Source organism: Butyrivibrio sp. MC2013, from assembly GCF_000424585.1.
Classification (GTDB): domain Bacteria; phylum Bacillota; class Clostridia; order Lachnospirales; family Lachnospiraceae; genus Butyrivibrio.
In genome coordinates this window covers 46,466-67,883 of the sequence record NZ_AUKE01000018.1, presented here as the reverse complement: position 1 = coordinate 67,883, position 21,418 = coordinate 46,466, and the positions used below count along the sequence as shown (strand labels likewise).

The 21,418-nt window shown below is 44.5% G+C and carries 11 protein-coding genes; all 11 read right to left on the bottom strand.

The genetic code is table 11. The features are described from left to right. Nucleotides 1-74: 74 nt before the first annotated feature. The 11 genes from G636_RS0110555 to G636_RS0110505 all read right to left on the bottom strand — a co-directional run bounded on the left by G636_RS0110555 (nucleotide 75) and on the right by G636_RS0110505 (nucleotide 21,381). Nucleotides 75-1,880 carry a sensor histidine kinase gene (locus G636_RS0110555; protein WP_196803088.1) on the bottom strand — a complete coding sequence of 602 codons (1,806 nt, stop codon included), beginning with the start codon at nucleotides 1,878-1,880 and terminating at the stop codon, nucleotides 75-77. An 11-nt stretch (nucleotides 1,881-1,891) separates the two neighbouring features. After that, a complete protein-coding gene (locus tag G636_RS0110550; RefSeq protein ID WP_026508032.1) occupies nucleotides 1,892-3,433 on the bottom strand; it encodes a response regulator transcription factor in 1,542 nt (513 codons plus the stop codon). Nucleotides 3,434-3,722: 289 nt separating this feature from the next. Further along, nucleotides 3,723-4,802 (bottom strand): lactonase family protein, encoded by a 1,080-nt coding sequence (locus G636_RS0110545; RefSeq protein ID WP_026508031.1) that lies wholly within the window; start codon nucleotides 4,800-4,802, stop codon nucleotides 3,723-3,725. Nucleotides 4,803-4,894: 92 nt separating this feature from the next. Next, the gene (locus tag G636_RS0110540) at nucleotides 4,895-6,013 is read right to left on the bottom strand and encodes a class II aldolase/adducin family protein (RefSeq protein ID WP_026508030.1); all 1,119 of its coding nucleotides are present in this window, start codon (nucleotides 6,011-6,013) and stop codon (nucleotides 4,895-4,897) included. A gap of 17 nt (nucleotides 6,014-6,030) precedes the next feature. Continuing rightward, the gene (locus tag G636_RS0110535; protein WP_026508029.1) at nucleotides 6,031-6,678 is read right to left on the bottom strand and encodes a 5-formyltetrahydrofolate cyclo-ligase; all 648 of its coding nucleotides are present in this window, start codon (nucleotides 6,676-6,678) and stop codon (nucleotides 6,031-6,033) included. A gap of 78 nt (nucleotides 6,679-6,756) precedes the next feature. Next, nucleotides 6,757-8,463 carry an NAD(P)/FAD-dependent oxidoreductase gene (locus tag G636_RS0110530; RefSeq protein WP_026508028.1) on the bottom strand — a complete coding sequence of 569 codons (1,707 nt, stop codon included), beginning with the start codon at nucleotides 8,461-8,463 and terminating at the stop codon, nucleotides 6,757-6,759. 51 nt (nucleotides 8,464-8,514) lie between these two features. Next, on the bottom strand, nucleotides 8,515-9,750 hold the full coding sequence (locus tag G636_RS0110525) for an aminoacetone oxidase family FAD-binding enzyme (protein WP_026508027.1): 1,236 nt from the start codon (nucleotides 9,748-9,750) through the stop codon (nucleotides 8,515-8,517). 463 nt (nucleotides 9,751-10,213) lie between these two features. Then, nucleotides 10,214-17,194 (bottom strand): hypothetical protein, encoded by a 6,981-nt coding sequence (locus G636_RS0110520; RefSeq protein WP_026508026.1) that lies wholly within the window; start codon nucleotides 17,192-17,194, stop codon nucleotides 10,214-10,216. Between the two features lie 588 nt (nucleotides 17,195-17,782). After that, nucleotides 17,783-18,709, bottom strand: coding sequence for a cysteine synthase A (cysK, locus tag G636_RS0110515; RefSeq protein ID WP_026508025.1), 927 nt, complete (start codon nucleotides 18,707-18,709; stop codon nucleotides 17,783-17,785). 317 nt (nucleotides 18,710-19,026) lie between these two features. Beyond that, nucleotides 19,027-19,371, bottom strand: coding sequence for a phenylpyruvate tautomerase MIF-related protein (locus tag G636_RS0110510; RefSeq protein WP_026508024.1), 345 nt, complete (start codon nucleotides 19,369-19,371; stop codon nucleotides 19,027-19,029). Nucleotides 19,372-19,758: 387 nt separating this feature from the next. Then, nucleotides 19,759-21,381, bottom strand: coding sequence for a polysaccharide biosynthesis C-terminal domain-containing protein (locus G636_RS0110505; RefSeq protein ID WP_026508023.1), 1,623 nt, complete (start codon nucleotides 21,379-21,381; stop codon nucleotides 19,759-19,761). Nucleotides 21,382-21,418 lie beyond the last annotated feature (37 nt).

The window sequence follows — 21,418 nt, the reverse complement described above, 5'->3', positions numbered from 1 at the left end:
AACCACTTTATTTTTACGCACATGTTCGCGATATCAATATAGCATAGGCTCTCCGGCGCTCTCCATTGGATAAATCAACGATTATAGAACAAATCAATGCTGATCTGAGTACCAATTCCCGGTGATGTGCTGACGTCAAAATCATACCCTTCTCCATAAATAAGAGTCAGACGCCTGTGAACATTAGATATTCCCACGTGTCCATTTTGTGCTGCAGCCTCCTTATATTTCTCCAATTCTTCCATTGTCATACCCGCTCCATTGTCAGCTACTGTCAGATGCAGCGCATTCTCATCTTTTTTGATCTCTATCTTCAAAACACCCATATGATCTATATTTCTAAAACCATGTAAAATAGCATTTTCAGCAAGTGGCTGTAAGATAAGCTTTGGGATCTTCTCATCCATTACGTCCTCGTCAATTTCTATTTCACTTCTGAAAACACCCTTATATCTTCCTGACATGATATAAAGGTAATTGGATATCCATGCATATTCATCCTCTACCCTGCCTTTTTCCGTTTGATCTTTATAAGTGTATTGAAGCATTTCCGATAAGCTCACTATGAGATCCGAAGTCTCATAATCCTTATTCCTGATAGAGATCAAATTGATCGTATTTAGAGTGTTGTATAAAAAATGGGGATTGATTTGCATGGACAAGGCCATCAGCTGAGTTTCTTTTTCCCTTAGTGAGATCTCATAATTCTCATAGATAAGCTTACTGATATCCCTTTCCATCTGATTAAAGCTCTCTGTTAAAACCCGCAGCTCTCTTTGTCTTGGAAGCGGCGTATCTGCACAAAAATCTCCGCCAGCCACGCGTTTAGAAGCTTTGACAAGAGCATATACAGGGCTGGTCATAGTTCTGGAAAGCAAGATTGCAACAACAACCGATAACAGGATCAGTAATAGAGAAAAGAAATTCTTCACAAATCTGATCTGAGATACAGCATCTTCCATGAGATTATCCATGGGAATAAGAGCAAAAGACAAAAAGCCGCGCCCATCCAGGGAATCATAGCACAATAAATATTGCCTGCCTTCGTGATCCAGAAAGCAGTATCCGCTCTTACCATTAAAAGAGCTGATATCCTCCGGCACCTGGGAATGTATGGGAAAGACTTCATTATCAGACGAAATAACAGTCCCCTCCTCATTTACAAGGGTATACAGACTATCCCTGTATTTGATGCTTCCCTCAAAGGTTTTCCTGATACTATTCTCCTTGATATGTACTACCAATACCGGTATCTCTTCTATTTGAGGAAGGGTATAGTAGGTTCCAAAACGGGGAAATTGAAAATTCATTTCCCTGACCATAGTCAAAATATAGCGAAAAGAATAATCACCTTTTTGCTGCAAATATTCGGACCCTGTAGCCTCTCCATAATCATATCCGCTGATCCATACAGGCAATCCCATGGCCTCATGCGCGATATTATTCCAGGCTGCATTTTGGACATCCGTGACTGTAGTTGTTATCTCGCTGCTATGTCTTCCGTATATCCAGTCAGCTGCATACAAATAGGCTTCAGCAACTTCACTCTGTGCTATAAACTGCCTGGATATCTCACTTGTTAATAAACGGTCATATCGAATACGATCTGCCACCGTAAAATCATTCATCTTAGAAAAAATATCATAGTAAAAATCACTTCCCAGCATCAGCTGCGTGCTTGTTTCAACACCCCCAAGTATCAGATCCAAAGCCTTATTATTTGCTATGACTGTTGCAAGGCTACTGTCGCAGGTTGTCTTTATGATATTTTTTTCATAGAGCTCTACAACTGCTCTTTGCATAAATAGCAGAGGAACTATAGCAAACAAGATCAATATAACGCAGAGCTTTACAGCAAGCCCAATAGGTTTAATAGCCATCCTGCCTGTTTTCAACATTTTTTATGTGCCTTTCGATACTGTTCCGGTGATAGTTGATAGAAACGCCTGAAAATCCTGTTGAAATAACTGGTATCATTAAAGCCGCTATTTTGGGCAACATCTTTTACTTTCAGATCCGAGTTTAGTAATAGCCTGCACGCCTCCTTCAGACGAAGGGATAATATGTATTCTATATAGGGCATTCCTACTCTTTTCTTGATCTGCGCCGATAAATAATTGGCAGAAAAGTGTACTCTTTCTGCCAGCATCTGAAGGGAAATGTCTTCACGGAAGTGTCTGTTCACATATGCAATGATCATCTCCACCGTATCAGACCGGTGCAGTTCCTGACTAATATATGCACTTTCACGTGTAAGCAGATCATAGGAAATTTCAAAAAGCTCTCTTAATGAATCACATTTGCCATAGCTGTCATAAGCTTCATTTATCAGGCTGTCATACTCAGGCTGCGGTATCATACCTTCTAAATCCCTTATGATCCCCATAATAAGCGAGGATACACTGTGACGAACTCTTATAGGCGAAAGATATGGCTCGCATCCGAAGCGTTGTTCCAGCCTTCTTAATCTTTGAACAGCCATGTCTCCATCTCCCTTGTGAACGTCCTTTCTGATCTCATTATCAAGGGATGCCAGAGAGCCCAGCTGAATCTCCATGTTGCCTATGTATGTCTTCCAGGGAAATACTCTGCCCCGCTCATTTTCATAAAATGAAAATGACAGCATCTCCTGAGCCTCTGAAACTGTTTGGCTAATATGATCCGCAATATTATCGGTCACTCCGGACAGGCCGCACCAAAAAACAATGCCCTTATGGGACATCTCCTCCAAAAGGGCTTCCACAATTTCTCTGCACTGCTCCTCTTCAAAACCCGGTGCGATCACATCCACTCTATTCTCCAGGGGGTCCAAGCCTTTGGCTGCCTGTATGATATAGCAACCTGCAAAAAGCTCTGAGAGCCTTCTCATAAGGACTTTTTGCTGTGTTTTAGAAATGCTCCCCTCTCTGCTCTTTTGGCCGGACTCTTTCCAGCGAAATGCCAGAACCATTCCCGCATAGTCAATCCTGTTTAAAACAGGCGTTTCCAAGGCATCCTTACTGACAATCCCATTCATAAATTCAGCCAGCTTATGATCATGATTTTGATTTTCTGACATAATAGCAGCGTCCATTTTCTCTAAAACATTTTTCACGGTCTCTATTCTGAAGGGCTTTATCAGATATTCAAAAACTCTGAAGTGTAATGCCTTTTGAGCATATTCAAACTCCCTGTAAGCACTGATAAGGACGATCTTAACTGTGGGATAGTTTTCCGAGACAAGCTTTATCAATTCCATACCATCCATACAGGGCATTTTGATATCTGTTATCAACACGTCAACCCATTCATTTTCTATTACCCGGTAAGCCAGAGCCCCATCGGAGCAAAGGGTAATCTGCGCATCCTTTGCGATAACGCTCAAAATGTCAGAGAGAACTTCACGCTGCACAGGCTCATCATCTGCAATCACGATTTTTCTAATATTGTTCATATATCCCCCAATATCTCCACTGCAATCTTCTGCCGGAACAACTGCTGCACTCAAGAACGAATATGCAACAATCATATCGCAGCGTAAAAGCGATTATTAGTGATGATATCAGCCTCTACATTGCAAATATCACTTTCTTAAAATAGATTTATATTTAGAAGCAAACAGTTTTGGGACAAAAAAAGAAGCAGCATACTAAAATGCCACTCCACTATAAATGCGCAACCCCCAGGCAAAAGCCTGGGGGTTAAAGCTTGATTATTCAATTGAAGTATTCCGATATCAGGACTTATTCTGTGATCTCATGGAATACTATGCAGTTGGGCTGATCCACCTTGATCTCGGGTCCGTTCATGACCAGTGTACCCTGGTTCATATTAACAGTAAAGAAGGTCATGGTATTGGACTCGTGATTGAGAGATACCAGATGCTTGTTATCAGGGAAGAGGCAGGCATCCTTGGGATATTCTCCGGAAATAGGCAGTCCCAGCATCTTCTTGAGCTTGCCGGTCTTCTTGTCTGCCTTATATACGTCCACATAATTCTCACCCATATTGGATGATACCAGGTAGCTGTAGTCTTCGGAGAAGCTCAGCGCACTGGAAGCCACGCCCTGGATATCAGGCTCATCTATAGTGGACACGGACTGTATCCTCTCAAAATCAGGCATATCATTAGCATCTACCTTGTAATGATACACGTCTATGGAATTCTTCTGCTCTGTTACCACATAGAGGAACTCTCCGTCTGCACTAAAGCGCAGGTGTCTGGGTGATGAATTCTGATCACAGTGGATCACATCGGCATTTTCAAGCTTGCCGGTCTCGTGGTCGAGCCTATACACATTGATCCTGTCCATGCCCAGATCTGCCACGCAGAGGAACTTATTGTCCTTGGTCATACGCGAGCACTGCACATGAGGCATATGATTACGTCCTGCAGCAGCGCCAAGGCCCTTTTGATATATCTCATCTGTGATAGGCCCAATGCTGCCGTCATCATTCAGGCGAAGGACTGTCACCTTACCATCATGATAGCCTCCGCAAAAAAGGAACTTATCCTCATAATCAGTTGAGAGATAACAGCCTCTCATACCGTTGATAGACTCTTCATTGAGCATTGTCAGAGATCCGTCTTTTTCTATCCTGTAGGATTCTACTCCAAAATCAGTAATTGAATACAGATGTGTCTTCTTCTTGGACTGAGTGATATAGGATGAATTGGTGATCACAACCTTATCCTTCTCGGTCATGCGTCCTTTTGCAACATCCACATCATAGATACGGATACCGTATTTGTCCCCCGTTCCATTAGTATAGCTTGATACGTATGCCACATATCGCTTGTCTTTTGCTGTCTTCTCTGCCATCTGTCCATCCTCCGATTGTAACAAATCAGCTTCCCCAAAAGTTATAGTAATATGATACCACAGATGCGACCATTACTGCACTAATTCGCCAACTATTTCTTGGCAAGTGCTGCGTATTTTTTGCGGTAATTGCGATTCATCTTCATACAGTCTATGAGGCCAAGGGCCTTGCCGTGACCGGATCTGGAGGCTGCCACCTGGGCAATGCAGGCTTTATCGGCGATGAGAGCTGCTGCCCTTGCTTCCTCCAGATCGTCGCCCAGGCAGTATACACCGTCGTCAGGTACAAATACACAGTTTACCTTAGAGGATACAATGAGCCTTCCGCCGTCCCTGCCATGATAATTAAAGGGTATCCTGACACCCGTGCCTATAATCTGGGCAAAATCATCCAAAAGGGGCCTGAGCACAGTGGCTCTTCTGGATACAATGAGGCTTGCTTCAGACTTGTTATGTACTATATAGCTGACGTCGGGGCGCTTTTTGTAGATCTCCTCGTGAATCCTCTTAACTCTCTGAGGAACATCCCCGTCCTCGTATACTATCCTGCCGTCCTCCATATGGGAGTCGTAGCCCTTTACTATGCCGCAGTCCAGATCAGTCCTGCACTTATCAGTCAGATAATGCCTGCAGGCTTTTTCCATATATACAGACTGCTCTACGCATTCATCTGCGCTCTCTCCCAGGCAAAGGGTGCCATGGTTGGAAAGAAGGATAAAGTCAGATCCCCTGTGCCTGTTAAGACATGAGGCCACGTTGTCAGCCAGCCTTGCAGTACCGGGCAGAGCATAATCTGCCACAGGTATCCTCAGATCATAATCATCCGAATAAATCTTCAGGTCCTTGATACCAAGGCAGGAAGCCACTGTAGCATAGGTCTGATGAGTGTGCACGATGTATTCGCAGTCAGGCCTTGCAATATAAGCAGCCGCATGTACCAGCATCTCACTGGAGGGCTTGAGCTTGCCATCCCAGCTCAGGTCTCTGATATTGACCCTGCATATATTGTCAGCTTCCATATCCTCATATCTGATACCGCTGGGACTGATGAGCATATGATCCTTGCCGTCACGCACTGAGATATTGCCCCAAGTACGCACCAGGAGGCCATTTTCCCCCAGGCGCTTTGCTATATCTATAAGCTCCCTTCGTCTGGAGCCTATGTCTTTTGTCAGATTTTCACTTACTGCTGATAAATTAAGATTCTTCATAATATTCCTTTTACTGATCACGAGATAACAGCTCCGGCGGATATGATCATATCCATCTTCCTGTCATGAGCTGCAGTATCTATAGCCTTGTCATGTATCTGCTCATCATAGCAGATACCGCAGAGACAAGCACCGGGGAGTTCCTCCAGATACCTGTCATAGAAGCCGCCGCCATAGCCGCATCTGTTAAGCTCCCTGTCAAAAGCAGTACCCGGCACCAGCACTATAGTCGCAGAATGATCCCTGTTCCTGCCCTTTAGATATATCCTATGCCCGGCGCTTCTGCCAGCATTATCATTTTCGTCAGAGCTCTTCCCATCCTCTGTGATATTAGGCTCAGGTATGCCGTGATATCCCTTGGAAAGCTCGCCTGAACTCAATATGCGGTAGAATTCCATATGACCGGACTTAGGATCTGTCACCTTGGGGCAATAGACCTTCTTGCCCAGGAGGAGAGACCTGGATATCAGCGCGGCTGTATCCACTTCAGAGCCGTAGGATGCGTAGACCAGCACCTTATCGGCTTCCCTATAGCGCTTTAGCCCTGTCACCCTATCGGTGATAGCCTCTGATTCAGCCCGCATCCTCTCGGGAGAGAGTTCGCTGCGCCTCCTAAGGCCGTCCTTCCTGGCCTCAAGGGGCTTTATCTTATCATTAGTACTCATATCGTTTCCTTAGCATGACTCAATGTATCAGACTAGGTACATTGATCCCGTTAATACAACAATAACATCAAAAGCTTATCAAAAAGCCGGATGATATTCCTCTGCGATGGCAGCTGCCACCTTGATGCCATCCATAGCTGCAGACATGATGCCTCCTGCATATCCGGCCCCTTCTCCGCAGGGATAAAGGCCCTTAAGGGAAGGGCTGACCATCTTCTCATCACGCAGTATCCTTACAGGTGATGAGGTCCTGGCTTCTACGCCTTCCAGCAGCACATCATCTTTATTATAGCCCTTTATGATAGATCCGAATCTCTCGATACCCTCTATCAAAGACCGATTAATATATTCAGGTAGTATAGACCTCACATCAGAGAAGCTGCAATTTCCCTTACAGCAGGGCCTGTTCCAGTCCTGCCTGCCCTCTTCTTCATAGGAAAGGGGCGCCTGTGACCCGTCTTTAAAATCCTTATAATATTCCACAGGAATAGCGCCGCCGCCTGCCAGGTAAGCTCTGCGCTCAATCTCTCTCTGGAATGCTACTCCCGACAATACACTGCCATCTCCGTAATCCTCAGGGCTGATAGTGACTATTATAGCAGAATTTGCGTTTCTGCTGTCCCTTGCGTAATAACTCATGCCATTGACGCACAGGCGCCCCTCTTCCGAAGAGGCATTGACCACATGTCCACCGGGGCACATGCAAAAAGAGTATACACCTCTTCCTTCAGAAGTATTATGCACCAGCTTGTAAGGAGCTGCAGGAAGGCTCTCTCCCCTCTGCCTGCCGTACTGGGACATATCGATATCGGACTGCCTGTGCTCCACTCTAAGTCCCACTGCAAAAGCCTTGGGCTCCATGAGTATTTTTTCCTTATGAAGCTCTTCAAAGGTATCTCTGGCGCTGTGACCTATGGCCAGGATGAGCTGAGAAGTCCCAATCACTCTCTCGCCATCCTTATCTGCCACCTTGATACCTGTCAGCCGGCCATCTTCTCCCTTTATCAGCTCTGTAAGCCTGGTCTCAAAAAAGACTTCGCCGCCTCTGTCTATGATCTCCCTGCGCATATTCCTAACTACAGTCACCAGCTTATCTGTCCCTATATGGGGCTTGGATTCATAGAGGATCTCTTTTGGAGCTCCTGATGCCACAAAGACCTCCAACGCATGGGCGCCTCTTCCATCCTTGTCCTTGACAAGGGTATTGAGCTTGCCATCGGAAAAGGCTCCTGCTCCCCCCTCGCCAAACTGCACGTTGCTCTCAGGATCCAGAACCCCTGTATTCCAAAAGCGCTCCACATCTGCGCCCCTGTCTTCTACGCATCGGCCCCTCTCTATGACTATGGGCCTGTAGCCGTGAAGGGCAAGCTCATAAGCTGCAAAGAGGCCACCGGGACCCATACCTGCTACAACAGGCCTTTGGGTCATGGCCCTGTCTCCTCCTGAAGGGAAGACATATCGCTTCTCTTCATAGATCAGAGCTTTCTTATTCCTGCTCTTTTTGATCAGCTTCTCTTCAATAGAACGGGCTTTGGCAGGCTCCATACCCTCTGTGGCGGAAAGCTCTACTGCCACAGCATATATATCCACTATGTCAGGCTTCTTCCTGGCATCAATGGAATGCTTTAAGACCTTCAGGCTTCTTATATCCTTAGCCGGGCACCTAAGTTCTCCTGCCGCATATTTTACGAGAAAGCGCTCCAGGGCAGCCGGGTCCCCTACTCCGTTTATATAAGCTTCTTTATCTGTATCATTTACTATTTTTATATCAGAAATCTTGATCATAACTATCCTTAAAAGTAACTATCAGTAATATACATATATTATTTTAATCAATCATCTGCAAATAGCTCTGCCGGCTATATAGGCACTGGTCCATGCCCATTGCAGGTTGTAGCCGCCGCATCTGCCGTCAACATCTGCAAGTTCGCCTATTACATAGAGCCCTCGGCAGTTTGCAGCCTCCAGGTCATCTGACAGGTCCTTCAGCTCTACACCGCCTGTGGTGACCTGAGCCTTGTCATAGTCAGATAAGCCCTTGATAGCTATCCTGACCTTCCGTAAACGCCTGACAGCTTCTGCAGCCTGATCAGCGGAGCGCTCTCCCCTGATCACTTTCATATCAGGAGCTATCCTGCAGATCCTGCAGATCAATTCTGCCAGATGACTGTTGCAGACTCCCGACAGGAGCTGAGTCACGGTCCTGCCCTCAGCAGCAGCAAGGACAGATCCCAGCATAGCTTCAAAAGTCTCATCAGTATATGCAGGCAGGAAGTCTATCTCTGCAAAGGGCCTCTCGCCCATCAGCTCTCCCGCCTGCCTGCTCAGCTGCATAGCCGGGATACCTGATATCCTGCCATCGGTCAGCTGCACTTCCCCGTACTCTGTAGCTGCTATTCTTTCCAATCCTTCTCCATCATAAAAGCAGAGACTGATATTGGCAAGACTCCTGACGCCCGCTCCGCCTTTAAAGGTCAACTCGTCAGTCAATAGTCCTGTAAGAGCAGGCCTTGTTTCAGCCACAGACAGCCCTGCCTTACCGGCTATATAGTAGCCGTCACCTGTAGACTTTGTAGAGGATGGGCCTGCCTTGCCGCCCATAGCAAGTATCACATGGTCTGCAGGGTATCTCCCCTTGTCTGTCCTGACGCCGGTAACAGACGCATCACATGTGAGCACTTCCTTGACCTGCTGCCCGTAGATGATCTCCACTCCCAGTCTCTCAAGCTCCAGGAGCATGATATCTCTTACTGTCGTAGCCTGACCTGATACCGGATAGAGATAGCCCTCTTCGCTCTCTGTTATCAGCCCCATACTCTCAAAAAAGGAGACAGTATCCTGCCAGCTAAAGATATGAAGTGCTTTATCCATATATTCTCTGGCAGCGGGATTATAGCAGTCCGCAGACATATCCTCATTGGTCAGATTGCACCTGCCATTACCGGTCATGGTCAGCTTCTTCCCAGCTACCTCAGTCTTCTCTATGACAGTTACATCTATTCCTTTACGGGCAGCCATGATCGCGGCAGCCATACCTGCTGCCCCCGCGCCGCATACGATCAGTTTCTTCACGATTTGTCAGTCTCCTACCAGATACTTTAAATGATATATGTTATTAGACATACCTTCAGAAACACGCATTTACTGCGTGTTTCGTGAGAACATGTTGCTGGCAAATAGGCCCAGCGGCCCTAGCCGCTCTCAAATGGCCTATTTGCATACATTCTTGGATATTTTATCCAAGAATGTATGTATTATTAGATGACCATTCAGAAACACGCATTTACTGCGTGTTTCGTGAGAACATGAATCTGGCAAATAGGCCCAGCAGCTTTAGCTGCTTATAAATGGCCTATTTGCATACATTCTTGGATGTTTTATCCAAGAATGTATGCTTTAAGGTCATCACTCAGTAAATTTCTCAATACATTATACACGAAAAAAGAGCGGAGCGCTGACGCGCTCCGCTCAATACTCCCGGGCTCATCCCCGGTGATGCTATTTAATTAACAAGTCTCTCATAGCAGATTCGCTATCAGGTCATAAACAGGGTGGTCACGATATCCGCAATAGTGTTCTTCACATTATTGGATACAATCTTGAATTTAGCGATCTTACTGCCGTCGAATCTCTCACTGTCAAGCTTGGACTCAAGTATGATGTAGCCTGTACCCTTCAAGGTATTATTGACAACATCAATATTGAAGTGATCGCTTACATCGCCCTTATAATACTTTGTAGGCCACCAGGCAGGCTTAGGATCTGCTTCGCCAAGACCTGACCAGATATAAACCTCGCGCTTCTTGCCGCTGCCTACGGTTACCATGATCCAAAGATCATTATCTTCATCTGTAGGATCAAATTCAATCTCCTGGCCTGTATACTGAGCACTGGCAACCTTACCGGTATTCTTGTTGATCAGCTGTACCTTGACGTCCTTTCTGCCGGCTGTAACCTTCCTGCTGTTATTACGCTGGATGTCATAGTGAATAGTATCTATTACGGCATTCTTGTAGTTCTTGTTCTTGCTGTTATTCTTAAGTCTTACATATACAGTCTGAACACCTTCCTCGTTAAACTTGTTGCTGATCTTGGTGCTGTTCTTAAGCTTAGCAGTACGCTCAGGGTTGGAATAGTATTCAATTGTATAATCCTTGGTGTTAATAGCTATGTTGTTGTAGGTTACTACAAAGTTCTTGCCTGTTGTCAGCTTATAGGAACCAAAGGTCTTCTTATTTGCACTGAAGATAAAAGGTGTTGATACACTCCATGCCAGTCCGCCATCATCCAGTTCTGCCTGTTTGATCTTGAAGTACTGATATGCCTTGCCGCCCTTCTCAGGACCTGCGCCCTTGAAGTTACCCATGAAGGTGATAGTAGCCTTGCCGTATCCTACCTTCTTATTCTGACTGTAAGTAACCTTGTAATCTCTACCTGCTACAAGGGATACTCCTCTGTGATTGCTGTCGATATCCGCTGTTACATATACAGGAGGTGTTACGCCTGCCTTTGAATATGTAAAGCCAACATCTTCAAGTTTTGCCTTATTGGTAACTGTAAACTGTGCATCCTTGGCAGGTTTGATCTTATAGCTCTTGGTTACCTTGCCCTTATAGAGACCGGAGCCTGTGATAGTAACCTTAACTGTTCCTGCATTTACTGCATTTGAATAGCTGAGCTTGTAATCAGTGCCGACGTGCAATACTTCCTTGGAACCTGCATCTCTTACTATCAGCTGGTCCTCTGTCAGGTAATGCTCTTCAGCATTGTAGGTAAAGTCAATACCGCTTGCCAGTGAAGCTGTAAACTTCTTGTAAGTAGCAGCTACTTCGATATCTACCTCTTTAGTACCTGCAAAGTTACCTTTACCGGTAATGATGATAGGATCGTGAGCTCCGCCAACATAGTATACCTTGTTCAGATTAGCTGTGTAATGAGTGCCCTTCTTAAGTACACTACCCTTATAAGTCAGTATAGGAGCTGCCTTCTTACCATTGGTAACTACGGTGTTGCCTGCCTGTGCATTAGCAATATCCGCTTTGGCAATGATGAAATACAGCACCTTGGTTCCGGTATAGTTGCCCTTGCCCTTGATGATAACAGATGCCAGAGTTACATTCTTGCCCTTCTTCTTGAGGATTGCATTATAGTCTTCATCCTTGTAATCTACAATGTTATCATCGTCATCGTAGACTGCTTCTTCTACGATAGTATAAGGTGCATTGTTTTCAGGATCACGAACCTCATAGATAAGAGCGTTGGCTTTCTTATTATTCTTATAAGAGATAGTGTAATCCACATTCTTGGTCAGTGTCTTTGTTCCGTTTCTAACAATGACTTCAGGTGTAAGGGCTGTTCCGTCATATACCAGACACTTGTATCCATAAGGATTACCATCAGCATCTTCTCCAATGATAGCCGTAGGGATATCATCTATGAATTCAGCATCCATCTCGCCGGACTCTATAGGATCATTTTCTTCCTGACCCTTGATAGAGAAGGTGATATTAACATTTGCAACTTCAAAGTCTTCGTAGAGAACAGGTGTAGCATCTCCATCATCTACAGGTCTAAATTCTGTACCAGATGCAGTAGTTACATTAACTGTGATATTACCTGTTGTACCTCTGGCAGAAAGGGTAACCTTTTCTGCAACAACTTTGCCGGGTGCATTATCAGGATCAGCGCCCATACGGATCTTAGCTGCCAGCGTACTGAGCCTTGCTTCAAGCGATGACCTGCCATCAGCTGAAATCACACTACCCTGAGTAATCTCATAGTTTACTCCCAGTCCTGAATAGTACGTAGGGAAGGTTACCAAATCACCATCATCTACGGCTACACTTCCTTCAGGAGTGAATCTTCCTGAGAACTCATGAGAGTCAACTGCTCTTACCAGATCTACATGATAATCATCGATAATAGGTGCAGGAGCCTTGGCAATATCCACTTCAAGAGGATTCTCATAATCCAGGCCTCTTATAAAAGTAACTGTCAGATCATCATAGTTAACATTGTCACTATTATCAACGTAGTAGTATACATAGTAGTGTCCGGCATGCATTGCCATAGGCGGAGCAGGTGCATCCGTCCAGCCCTCAACAGGGATGTCTATAGGATTGATCTCGGTTTCAGATACATAATACCTGATCTTGCCTTCTACATCATCAGCTTCGTATGTAGGCTTAACAGCGAGGAGATCTTGGTCTTCTCCGTCGTATACCAGATCATGTCTAACATATGTCTGCCAATTATCCTCAACAGGTGCTGTCAGATAATCCTGATTAATATCTCTGGACTTGATCTCACAATTGCCGGCCTCATAGATGATGTAGTAGTCACCCTGCTGGTCATAGTCTACATATTCACTGTGATCTGCGTTGTAGACTCTGTAGGTACTAAACACACGGCTAGGATCATTAGGATCGTAAGATACTGCAGTAATTGCATAATTGCCGTAATCCTCGCCTTCTGCTCTGTCTACCTTTACTTTAAGAGTGTAAGGCTCAACCGCTGTTGCAGCGGTCAGCGTTTCCTTACTCTCTTGATACTTAAAGCCTGTAGCTGTCCAGTATGTGTAGTTAGGGAATTCCACACCTGCAACATCAACGTCCTCGATGCCATGCATCTTTGAAAAGCTTCCGGCAGTAACTGTCAACGGAGCAGGTACAATAGTAATAGTACCCTGATTATAGGTCTGCTTCTGATAGTTCAGGTTATAAAGGAATCTCTCAGAGTCAGGCAATGCAGGAGTATAAGTATATGTTCCTACATGAGTGTTATTCTGCTTACCATAGTCGAGCTTAAGCAGCTCATAGTCATTAGGATTCCAATAATCGTCAGCAAGAGTATACTTGGTAACTGTGGAGTTCAGATAGTTCTCCCAGTTCTCACCATACTCTATGGTAACGTTATTAGCTGTGATAACAATACGTGACTTAGGTATCTCAACTACATAATTGCTAACAGCTGTATCAGAATGGTTAGGATCGCCATCTACGTAATACCATACAATGTAGATCCTTGCCTCAGTTGCTTTAGGTAAATTAGAAGCATAGTAACTAGTGCCATGTGCCAGTGAAATCCAGTCATCTGTATCTTTGGCAGGAGCTGTTCCTGTATAACGGTATCCTCCTGAACCATTGGATACTATTTTTTGATAAGAATCCGGTCTATCATAATAGAGTTCGCCTACTTCAGGTGTAAATACTTCTACCTTGTACTTGAGGGTACCACCGATAGTATAATAACCGTCATAAGGATCCAATGAAATATTACGAGGGCTTACTCCTATCAGCGTCTTCTCGCTTTCATCATATCTGGTATCAAACCCCTTATAAAAGCTTCCTATAAATGAAGATCCAGCAAGAGAAATCGTAACAGGGCCGTAATCCGCGCGGTTTACAACTGTACTATAATTGCCACTAGTCGGAACATATTTGCACCATACATACCATGTACCTGCATCTGCCTTATAATAATTACCTGTTCCAAATGCTGAATCAGCAGGACGTTCACTAGCTGATGGAGATACTGCATAATACCATGTACCGGAATCTAAATCAGATCCCAAAGAACTCATCAGATTATAATTGGTTCCGTCATAAGTCAAGCTAGATGTTGACTGATCAGGCCAATGATCATAACTTGGCGAAGCCTGAGCAATTGTAACCTGAACAGGCCCCAGAGGTCCAAGATCATTATGATTAGAATCGCCTGTTACCTTATACCATACATAATATGTTCCGGCTTCTGTCTGCGAAGCATCAGGATACCAGTTATTATTGCATACCGTAGCTGTACCCAAGCTATACTTTACAGTACCGTCAGAACTTGTAGCATAATTTACCAAAACCTGACTTGAACCATTGTATACTAAACCTGTTTTAGCTGTAGGTGTTGTTACGCTGGGATCTACTCTTGATATAGTTACATTTATAGGTCCTAATGGAGAGGTCGTGGAACCATTATCTGTATAGTTTGATAGACCACTTGTATTAACATAGTAATACACATCATATGTTCCGGCACCAGTTGCTGACGGTAAAGATGTGGACCAAACTCCGCCAGCCCCCAGTCTGTAATAAAGTGTTCCGGCTTCTGCTACTCCGGCTGTTATAAGCGTCTGGGATGCACCTGTATATGACAGCGTATTTGCTGCAGGAGTAGTTGTAACAGCGGCCATCTTTGGCGAAATAGTAACCGTAACTGCCGAAGCAGAAATCGAGCTATCGAGATGATTGCTATCACCTTTTATGTAATACCATACATAATAGGTACCTGCATTAGTCCTTGTCGGGATAGATGTACTAAAACCTGTTGTAGTAGCAGGCTGATCATTTGTATCAGTAGCCTGATAGTACATTGTTCCCTGAGAATTAGATCCGGGATTTACCAGTTCCTTAGCAGAACCATTATAAGTTGTATTAATGGCTGTAGGCGCAGTTGTAGCTGCATCGATAGCAACCTTGCTAATAGTAACAGGAATACAGATAGGCTCAGAATTACTATGGTTCTCATCACCTCTTACATAATACCAAACGTAATATGTGCCCGCATTTGTAGCCTTAGGTCTATTAGAGCCCCATCCTGTAGTATCAGGTGCTGTTGAAGTTCCAAGAGTATACCTTATATTACCATCAGCAGTAAGTCCTAACGTTACAAGGAAGTCTTCATTCCCATTGTAATCCCTGTTATTTGCTACTGGCGGAGTCTGTGCTACTGCCACCTGACCACCTATTTTCAGTATCGTTGAACCAGTAATATCATTATAATAATCTGATACAACTTTATAGAATATAGGGTATTCGCCTACTTCAGCATATGTCAGCGAGCTCTGATCACAATTTTCAGCTGTTGTGCCAAAGTATACAGTATACTTAGCAGGAGCCACCACATTTTGACCACCATCTTTAACTGTCAGTGATATGCCGTGCAAGTCTCCGTCATAAGGTACTGTTACTACTCCTTCAGCTTCGCCATCAGCTGCAGCTGTTGCTGTAGCCTTTGCAATATTTACGTTTGCAGATCCCTCTAAAGGTGTATATCCACTCTTAGTAACCTGCCAATAAACTGTATGATTGCCAATATAGAATCCAGGCTTTTCTGTAAGGTCGTATTCACCTGATTCGCTTGTTCTATACTTAACAGTAGCTCCGTCAGGAACTCCTGTTAAATAAAAGCTTTTTGAATTGCCATCATAGGTCCCTGAAAAATCACTAGAAGTTATACCTTCAAACTGAGCAAGTGTTACAGACAGAGTACCAAATACATACTCTATATTATAGTTAGCAGTTAAATCATGATGTTCGCCATCCTCAATCATAGCAGTGAAAGTATTATCACTGTCTCCAACTGCTGTTTGAGTTCCGGTAATTGTAGGAACAACAGTATGTCCGTCTACCAGAGCAAGATAAGTGTCATCCACAACAAGGGAAACATCAGTAGCTGCATTTTTAGTAAGCGCTGTACCATCATATACCTTGCTATCGCCTGCTGACTGAAGCTTAATGGGTCTCTGTGTTACAGTCAATGTACCATTAACATATGTAGGATCATAATAATCCAAAAATACCTTATCGCCTGTCAAGGTTACGCTACCTATAACATTGTCACAGCTGCCAACATTTGTAATTGTGGAAGCCGCAGTCATAGTTACTTCATTGATAGCATCACCGGATGCAAGGCCTAAACCATCAACAAGGTTTGTTCCATTAGAAGGGTATACTGTATAATCATCTTCTGTAAGCGCGATTCCGTCATAAACCTTGCTAAGGCTTCCAGCCTCAATCTTAATAGGCCTCTTTTCAACAGTAAAGGCATGAGAGGCTGATCCCAACGTATTGCCATATTTAGACTTAAGAGTGGCTGTGATATTGCAGCTACCCGGCTTAACAGTTGTAATAGTACTGCCGTCTGCGGATACTGTAGCCACAGTTTCATCAGAACTCGAGAAATCTATCTCTGCGCCTTCGGGAAAAGAAGCTGCATTAGTAAATAGAGTATTTAACGAATCATCAAAATTATAGGGTACCCCATAATAAATTGTAGAAGCCGAAAGATAAGTTTCATTAAATACAGGGTCAACCAGTTGCGTATAATATGCATAATAATTCCTGGCTTCTGTTATGATGGTATTCTCATCCAGGGGATCAGTTTGAGGCATGCTCCCTGAATTTCCATCTGTAAACCAGCCTTCAAATGCATAGCCCAGTCTGCCTTGTGGTGATACGTTGTCCAGATTATCACCAAAGGCTGTATCCTTCTGTACATAAACAGTAGACCAAAACTCCCAAGACGAAGAACCAGAATAATAGTCATAGAAAGTAACGGCCCACTCGTTTTCATGCTCCTGAGCAGAGAACAGATCATTACCATATCTTACCTCAGACTGTTCAATATCTGACTCGTCCTCACCTGTAAATGCAGGAGCTGCCTGTACCGGCATTCCTGTCCAAACAAGTGATATCACGAGCAAATAAGAACATATCTTTGATAACAGTTTGCTCACTTTCATTTGCTTTCCTCCTGTTCACTAAATAGATGCCATCCTTGATAGTTACTAAATACTTATTCCATTTGTATTCACCAGATCTTTTCTTGCAGAAACACCATTAACTCATCGCGCTCCCTCCTATTTACTTATAAGAACCAAAAGAATCTTGGCTACTTCAACAAGAATATCGGCAATTAATAGAATTTTCATAATATCTTCTATTAAGTTAATTATGCATTTAATATATGATTATATTTCTATTTTTTTAACTATCTAGTCTCTTGTTACAATCTATACAAGCCACATTATCCGCGTTTTTATATTATAATGATATTATTTTAACGCAATATAGTTAGATTATTTTAAACTTTTATTTACTATATACTTCAACTTTTTTATGTTATATTATTTTACTATTTTAATTAAACATTTTTATCTATAATCACAGCAAACATACATATTTACAGCAAAAGAAAAAGACCATAAAAGAGCCATAGCCCTTTTACAGTCTCGTATTCTTGATTATTCAGTTATTATTCATCCCATACAAGCCCATGTGTCCGGGATCTGATATATCTCTTGTTCAGACAAATGCGCCATGTATCACTATCAGTCAAACAAAGGCGTGGAAAAATATCTCTCTGCCGTGTCAGGAAGAACAGCAACAACAATCTTTCCCTTGCCCAGCTTACGTGCCAGTCTTACGGCTGCAGCTACATTGGTACCGCTTGATATGCCGCACATGATGCCTTCCTCTGCAGACAGACGCCTGGACATCTCTAAAGCCTCTTCATCAGAGATCACACATATATCGTCATATATGGACTGATCCAGGATATCCGGTATTATGCCGTCACCTATGCCCATCTGAAGGTGCGTACCTATATTTCCTCCTGCAAGTATAGCCGCATTCTCAGGCTCTGCTGCCCATATCTCTATGGAAGGATAATGCTCCTTTAATGCCTGTCCTATACCTGTGATAGTGCCGCCGGTACCAATACCGGAGCAAAAGCCGTCTATGGGGCCTTCAACATCCTCTAATATCTCCTGGGCTGTATGATCCTTGTGAGCCATGGTATTGGCAGGATTCTCAAACTGCTGAGGTACGAATACTCCCTGATCTTCATCCCTCATCCTCAGAGCTGTTGCCAAACATTCCCGGATGCATGCTCCTATGTCCCCGTCATCATGGATCAACACCACCTCTGCTCCGTAGTGCTCTATGAGCTTCCTTCGCTCTTCGCTGACTGAATCAGGCATGATGATCCTGATCTTATAACCTTTAACAGCCCCTACCAAAGCCAGTCCTATACCTTGATTACCACTGGTAGGCTCTACGATGATAGTATCCTCTTTTATAAGCCCTGCTTTCTCAGCTTCCTGTATCATATTCAGGGCAGTCCTGGTCTTGATAGAACCTCCTATATTCAGTCCCTCGAACTTAACAAGGATCTCGGCTCCATCTGGGTCCGGGATCCTGTTTAACCTGATCATTGGTGTGTGCCCCACCGCTTCCAGCACATTGTTGTAAATCACCCGCTATTGTCCTCCTCTAAATAGCATACATTCTTGGATAAAATATCCAAGAATGTATGCAAATAGGCCATTTGAGAGCGGCTAGGGCCGCCGGGCCTATTTGCCAGATTCATGTTCTCACGAAACACGCAGTAAATGCGTGCTTCTGAAGGTACGTCTAATAACATATACATTCTTGGATAAAATATCCAAGAATGTATGCAAATAGGCCATTTGAGAGCGGCTAGGGCCGCCGGGCCTATTTGCCAGCAACATGTTCTCACGAAACACGCAGTAAATGCGTGTTTCTGAAGGTACGTCTAATAACATATACATTTTCAGAAATTGCTGCCGTTCCAGCCCCAGTCGTCAGAACCAAAATAGCGTATGTACATATTATTAGGTGCAATACCCAGTATATCACCATATATACTTGTAAGCTCTGCAGTCATCTTCTCGTATACTTCACTTGAAGCTCCGCCGTATATCTTCACTTCGATAAAGGCTACAGGCTGAGAATTATCCCCCTTGAAATACATGGGGATATCACCTTCTATAGCCAACATCAGCCAGTTCTCGCTCTTGCCGGGAATGATAGAGATAGCCTGTCCCAGACGCTCCTTAAGCTGAAGCTCCTGCTCCTTTGTTATTATTGCACTAGTCTTAGTTGATATAAATGGCATTTATCTTTCCTCCACTTTTATTATGTTGATCCAGGTGTAAATTTATCTTTTAATAGCATGTGAGTCACTTCTTACATAGGTCATATAAACGGGCGATTCCAAACAAGCTTTGCTCATATACACATTAACGTTAAACTCGCAAACGCTTCGCTTTTTGCTCGTTATAAAATCACTGCTGACGCAGTTCTACGGGTACGGGGCTCCATCATGCCTAAATGCATGCGCGAGGGGCTGCACGAGGAATTGCAAAAGGCGGGTGTCTGCGAGCGTCGTTACTTTATTTGCGGGTCACCGAAGGTGGGCCGCAAATATTAGTAACGTGACGACGAGCAGCCAAGGCGAGAGCCGTCCCGCTGTTGCAATCCTCGTTCAGCCCCCGCCCACCACTTAGATCAAATGGAAGCCCCTGGCGATCAATACTATGAAGGATGCTCCGGGGATGCTCTCCACTTCGTATTCGTCTATGCCTCTCATGATCAGCATAAAGAGGATGTAGAGAAAGCCTCCTATCACCGCACACACCAGTATGGTCAGCACTTCGCCTATGAGCTCCGGCAAAAAGAGATCCAGCCCAAATACGGCAAGACCTGCCACCAGCGAGCACACAAGCGGCACCAGTATCACCCTGACAATGCTGGGCCTTGCACGCAGCATACCCGATATCTCGATGTAGGCCATAAGAGCGATAAGTGCAAAGCAAATCGACTGGCTAAGAGGCGCAAAGGCTATCTCTGCCTTAAGAGGTCCGGATAATACAAAGGCAAATATATAGTGCACCAAGGCCCCTGTAAGGAGATTGATCAGCACTGCCCTGAAGGCACGTAGCCTTAGTAAAATTGAATTAGAAAGGAAAGCCGCCGGTATGGTCACTATAAGAGGCGCGCAATACTTTACTATAGCTACCACATCATCTGAAGGGGTACGGAATATCCCTTTCAGTATGGATGCTGCCAGGATCATGGTGAATATGCTGCAGGGAATAAGGCCTGTCATAAGGAGCCTGGAGCCTCTGAGTATACCGCTTGCCGCCTCCTGCTTGTCCTTGTGTGCTATGCTGGCGCATAGGCTGTAGACACCGGGAAGGCAGATGATGATAGCTATGCCCATGATCATCCATTCAAAGGGCATGACCATTCCGCTGTACATACCCCAATTACTGATGATATCCCCTTTGACATGATTACGAGCAGCCATGGACCTGTAGATGATCTCGTCGCTAAGCTGGAGTATAAAGGGCAGGCCAAAGACAAATCCAAAGTATATTGCCATCCTGGATACGCCCAGCATCTCTCCCCTGGCATCCTGCTCACCGGTACGGGTAAATTCCCTGATCTTGGCAGCCCTTAGACTCTGCAGCACTATAAGACATATGAGCATGCAGGCAGCTCCTGCAAGAAAGCCAAGGCTTCCTCCAAAAGCTCCGTATCCTGCCGCCGGATCATCCCTGAGAAGGAGTCTTCCCACCTTCTCCCCATAAGCGCTCAGAGAGCCGGAAGCTATGAGTGCTACCAATAGGGATACCAGGTCGAATATGATATAAGATAATAGTCCCACAGCCTTAAAGCCCAGCCCCTGCAGATATCCGCTGATGCCGCCTGTGACAGACATAAGCACAATGGCTATGCCTATGGTGCAATAGGACAAAAAGCTAATGGAATAAGTAAACAGAGCATCTCTTAGAAAGAATGATCCCAATATCACAAGGCAGCCGGCGGCAGCCCCGATGATCATCCCCTTCAGGATAAGTCCCTTTGCTGTAGTGACAGCGTCCTTGTACCTGCGCTGGCCTGCCAGTGCTCTGGTTGCACCCGACAGAGCATGCTCAAGTCCAAAGCAGAGAAAAGAAAAAGCTATAAGAAGCAGATCCAAGGGACCTGATATTATACCGCCCCCAAGGGAAGTGGTATTTCTGGTCAATATGATCCTGATAAGCATCAGCACAATCACAGATGCGATCGCTGCCTGAGTAGCAACATGGGCCTTTTGGACCCTTTCACCCGTAAGCTTCATGTCATAGTCCTCCCGCACAAGACATTAGGGGCCGGAT

Excerpts from the sequence above, each read along its gene's own strand:
- G636_RS0110545 (WP_026508031.1), bottom strand. The coding sequence starts at position 4,802 with ATGGCAGAGAAGACAGCAAAAGACAAGCGATATGTGGCATACGTATCA.
- G636_RS0110535 (WP_026508029.1), bottom strand. The coding sequence starts at position 6,678 with ATGAGTACTAATGATAAGATAAAGCCCCTTGAGGCCAGGAAGGACGGC.
- G636_RS0110555 (WP_196803088.1), bottom strand. The coding sequence starts at position 1,880 with ATGGCTATTAAACCTATTGGGCTTGCTGTAAAGCTCTGCGTTATATTG.
- G636_RS0110550 (WP_026508032.1), bottom strand. The coding sequence starts at position 3,433 with ATGAACAATATTAGAAAAATCGTGATTGCAGATGATGAGCCTGTGCAG.
- G636_RS0110505 (WP_026508023.1), bottom strand. The coding sequence starts at position 21,381 with ATGAAGCTTACGGGTGAAAGGGTCCAAAAGGCCCATGTTGCTACTCAG.
- G636_RS0110540 (WP_026508030.1), bottom strand. The coding sequence starts at position 6,013 with ATGAAGAATCTTAATTTATCAGCAGTAAGTGAAAATCTGACAAAAGAC.
- G636_RS0110530 (WP_026508028.1), bottom strand. The coding sequence starts at position 8,463 with ATGATCAAGATTTCTGATATAAAAATAGTAAATGATACAGATAAAGAA.
- G636_RS0110520 (WP_026508026.1), bottom strand. The coding sequence starts at position 17,194 with ATGAAAGTGAGCAAACTGTTATCAAAGATATGTTCTTATTTGCTCGTG.
- G636_RS0110510 (WP_026508024.1), bottom strand. The coding sequence starts at position 19,371 with ATGCCATTTATATCAACTAAGACTAGTGCAATAATAACAAAGGAGCAG.